The 4,236-nt window shown below is 44.6% G+C and carries 3 protein-coding genes; 1 reads left to right on the forward strand and 2 read right to left on the reverse strand.

What is annotated here, in order from left to right:
* Positions 1-169 precede the first annotated feature (169 nt).
* A complete protein-coding gene (locus tag ACWVCM_RS13785) occupies positions 170-2,872 on the forward strand; it encodes a S8 family serine peptidase (protein ID WP_455202340.1) in 2,703 nt (900 codons plus the stop codon).
* Between the two features lie 15 nt (positions 2,873-2,887).
* Here the strand turns inward: ACWVCM_RS13785 and ACWVCM_RS13790 are convergent, their stop codons facing one another.
* Positions 2,888-3,412 carry a TlpA family protein disulfide reductase gene (locus ACWVCM_RS13790; RefSeq protein WP_455202341.1) on the reverse strand — a complete coding sequence of 175 codons (525 nt, stop codon included), beginning with the start codon at positions 3,410-3,412 and terminating at the stop codon, positions 2,888-2,890.
* Entirely contained in the window at positions 3,409-3,993 is a 585-nt protein-coding gene (locus ACWVCM_RS13795; RefSeq protein WP_455202342.1) for a hypothetical protein, read from the reverse strand. Before ACWVCM_RS13795 ends, ACWVCM_RS13790 begins: the two co-directional genes overlap by 4 nt.
* Positions 3,994-4,236 lie beyond the last annotated feature (243 nt).

Here is a 4,236-nt window from a genome sequence, read left to right on the forward strand (position 1 = left end):
AAAATTTTAAGCACTACCATTGGCTGTTCTTTCTGAAACCAATATGTGATTGAAATCACGGTTTGAACAAATGGATTGCCGGATAATTAAAAACTGTAATAGTGTATTCCAGGTCACTGCAGTTGCTAGCCGTCTGGCTTTGATTGTAAGGAAAAGGTAGTAATAACAAATGACGGGTAGATACTCTGGTACTGCAGCAATCTTATACTGGTGTTTAATATTAATTATCAGCGCGGTAATTTCTGCGTGTGACAATACAAAAAATCCTGAAGGGACGATTCCGGGAGGGCCTTCTCAGGATCAACCAACACCAAATCAACCTTCGCCCAATCAACCCTCACCCAATCAACCTCCAATAAATAATGCGACTAGCACGCTCAGTGGAAACATTACCATCGCGCCAGGTTCCTTTGTTGACGGCGATGTTAATGATCCCAACGCTGCATATCAATCAAACGACAACCTGAATGAAGCGCAGGCAATTCCAAACCCAACAATTTTGGGCGGTTATGTCAATGTGGCGGGTACGGGATCGGCAGGCCGGTCCTTTCAAGCCGGTGATTCCGATGATTATTATATGGTTCAATTGTTTTCCAATCAGTCTATTTCCATAACCGTCGCTGATTATAATCTGCCAACCGCGCAACCAAACCGTATTGCGCTTTTTCTCTTAGGTCAAAACGGGGAAGTCATATTACATACAACGGGCGATCGCCAAACCGATTTTCTTAATATAAATACAGACGGAATTTATTATCTGCGTGTATTCGCCTTGTCAGGGGCATCAAATTATACACTAACCATTGGATTGTCGGCTCAGCAGCAGGGGGGAAGTAACTCAACATTGACGATAGATCAGGATTTTGTGCCAGGCGAAGTTATTGTGGAATATAAACAGGACAATCGAATTTCCACCCAGCAAGTTACTGGTATACAGACCACAGCGACTGTAGCCCGAGCTCTTGGATTAACCTATAAATCGGGTGATATAAAAAGAAATATGCTAATGAAGCTGGAAACCGGCGCCGGCCAGGGAAATACCTTATCGGTATTGGGAATCCAGCGCAGAAACCAGGCGAGCACTGAAAAAGCGCAACTCAAGCTCGATACTATTGAAGTAGTCAAAGCTTTAAGAAAACGTCCGGATATTGTTTCGGCAAGACTTAATTATATCCGCCAGGCTTTTCGTATTCCCAACGATGAATATTACAACTACCAATGGCATTATCCGCAAATCAATTTGCCCCAGGCCTGGGACATCACAACCGGGAACAGTGACGTGGTTGTAGCGGTAATTGATACTGGCGTACTACTGGATCACCCGGATCTGCAGGGGCAATTAGTGCCAGGCTATGATTTCATCAGCGATCCTGGCAATGCTGCGGATGGTGATGGAATCGATAACAATCCTGACGATGATGGCGATGATGCTAATGGCAATAGCAGTTTCCACGGTACGCATGTCAGTGGCACTATTGCTGCTGCTTCGAACACCAACGTTGGAGTATCTGGAATCGCGTGGGGAGCAAAAGTAATGCCGTTACGTGCACTAGGCCGTCTTGGTGGAACTGACTATGACATCGAGCAGGCAGTGCGCTTTGCTGCACAATTACCGAATGATTCAGGTACGGTTCCCAACCAGAAAGCTGATGTTATTAATTTGAGTTTGGGTGGACCGACCAATAGTACGGTAGCTCCAGAAGCATTTCGTTTGGCACGCGAGGCAGGTGTGATCATAGTAGCTGCATCGGGTAATGAGTCATCGAGCCAGATTAATTATCCTGCTTCATTAGATGGCGTCGTCTCTGTAAGCGCAACGACCATCAACAATACTCTCGCGCCATATTCCAATTTTGGAAATACTATTGATATAGCAGCACCTGGCGGTGATTTTACTGATGTTAACGGTGATGGTTATGCTGATGGTGTGTTAAGTACAGCCGCTAGTGATGCCAACGGAATGTTGCAATTTGGCTACGCTTTTTTTCAGGGAACATCCATGGCTGCGCCTCATATAGCCGGGATCGCAGCATTGATGAAATCAGCCAATAACAGTTTAACGCCCGATGAGTTTGACCAGTTATTAGCGAACGGTGAACTCACAGAAGATCTTGGTGCTACAGGAAAAGATAATCAATTTGGTTATGGACTGGTTGATGCGTATAAGGCAGTAACAGCATCGGGTAATCTGGTTAATACACCCGTTGAACCCAGGCCACCGCTTGCGGAAGCGCAACCTGCCGCGCTGAATTTCGGTGCGACAGTCGTGTCAATGGAGCTGAATATTTCCAATGCCGGAGATGGTGAACTGCAGGTAATCCAGATTGACAATGACTCCAATGGCTGGCTGAGTGTTTCGGCGGTTTCAGTTAATAATAATGGCGTGGGGCGATATATCGCCCAGGTTGATCGTCAGTCGTTACCACAGGTAACGCAAGCTTATTCGGCAACCATTACTATCACGACGTCGGAAAATACCGTGTCTGTACCGGTATTGATGCAGGTATATGTAGAGAATTTTGTAGATAATGCAGGATTTCACTATGTCACGTTAAGAGACAGCACGACTCAGGAAATCGTGCAAAGAGTAGAGGCACGGCTGGTGGACAGCCAATATCAATTTACTTTCAGTAACGTCGGTCCTGGAACTTATACCATAAGCGCCGGTACTGATACTGATAATGACGGCGTGCTTTGTGAAATCGCTGAAGCCTGCGGTGTTTATATAATGCCAACTTTTGTTGAGCCCATTGTTGTGGACAACGAATCAGGCAATCGCAATGGGATCAATTTTGAAACCAGTTTTGATAATGTGATAAATGCGGGTTCGACACAGTTACCGATGATCAAGCTCAATCAGTCTTTGAATTAATTATCCCTTCATACTTTATCTTGTTTCGATTAGCTGCTTAACGAAATTAAGAAACCTGGGTTCATCCCAGGTGCGCCCACCCAGCGCAATATATTCCAGCGTACCCCTGGGACTGACGAAGAAGCTGGCGGGAAGCCCGCGCGGCTGCCAGCGTTCTGTAACCAGTCCATCGCGGTCCATTAGTGTCGACATATCAGGTGCGACAACCCCCATGAAACTAAAAACCTCATCGTCGGTTTCTGCTGTGTTGACTAACACAACATCTATGGCGTGATCTTTTAGCTGCTCGACCATACGTTGTACTGTAGGCATTTCGCGGCGGCAGGGACCACACCACGCCGCCCAAAAATGTACAAATACCCATTTACCACGAGACTGATTAATGTCATAGGGATTCCCGTCAATATCTTCCAGCTTTAACTGGGGTGCGGTACGACCATCAAGTTTAATAATACCCTCCGGGATTTTAATTTCGGCGGACAGCAGGCCTGGAATAAGTATTAACAGTAATAAGGTAATTGCTTTAACAAATTGATTCATGATGCTTTGTCACCATTTTTCAAACAGCGTACATTCTCAATGATAACCTTTAACGGTTTGCCTTTCTGGTCTTCACCGGTTGCGAAGTTCGCTTCAACAGTAAAGGGTGAATCCATCGGTTGCAGGGTAATGTTTCCACCTACGGGTTCGTCAGGATGCAGATCCCGTGATTCCGGGAGTAGTGTCCAGGAAAACGTGGCCTGGCTGGCCAATGGTACTTTCAGCTGTTTCCATTTTTGTTTCCATTGCTCGCGATTAGTGCGAACCAGTTCACCCTGATTGTTATAAATTCGCCAGCGGCTTAAGTCTAGCCAAATTTTGGTTTTACTGATATTTCGCATGCCCACGGTAATAAAACAATGTTTGGTGGTAGCGTTTACAGCCTGTTTGGGAAATCCACGTCCTTCATAAAAGGCGGCCATTTGTTCTGGAGTTCGAGGATACAGTCCGAATTTAATGGATTTATTTTCAAATTTGTAACGATCCTTCTTTTCTGCTGCGAAACTTGCATGAAGCTGAATGCTGCAAATCAGCGTAATACTAAGTAGCACTAAATAGCGGATCAGGGCAGAAATATTCATAGTTTGTATAATACTTATGTTAATCATGTTGCAGCGTCATTTGTTGGAAATGTTGGTCTGATAATACAGATTGTGCTGAAACTGTGTGGTAATAAAATTGTCTTACAATTTGTGTAATTAATGATATTTTCGAAAACTGTTTGTCAAGCATTAGCATCTAACTTACTGAAACTATTAGCTATTATCCCTGTGCCGCCAAAATCGCTTAATCAGCCAGTTTTCAATATTTTCAAAATTGAGACC

The organism is Kaarinaea lacus (genome assembly GCF_975902315.1).

Excerpts from the sequence above, each read along its gene's own strand:
- ACWVCM_RS13785 (WP_455202340.1), top strand. The coding sequence starts at position 170 with ATGACGGGTAGATACTCTGGTACTGCAGCAATCTTATACTGGTGTTTA.
- ACWVCM_RS13790 (WP_455202341.1), bottom strand. The coding sequence starts at position 3,412 with ATGAATCAATTTGTTAAAGCAATTACCTTATTACTGTTAATACTTATT.
- ACWVCM_RS13795 (WP_455202342.1), bottom strand. The coding sequence starts at position 3,993 with ATGAATATTTCTGCCCTGATCCGCTATTTAGTGCTACTTAGTATTACG.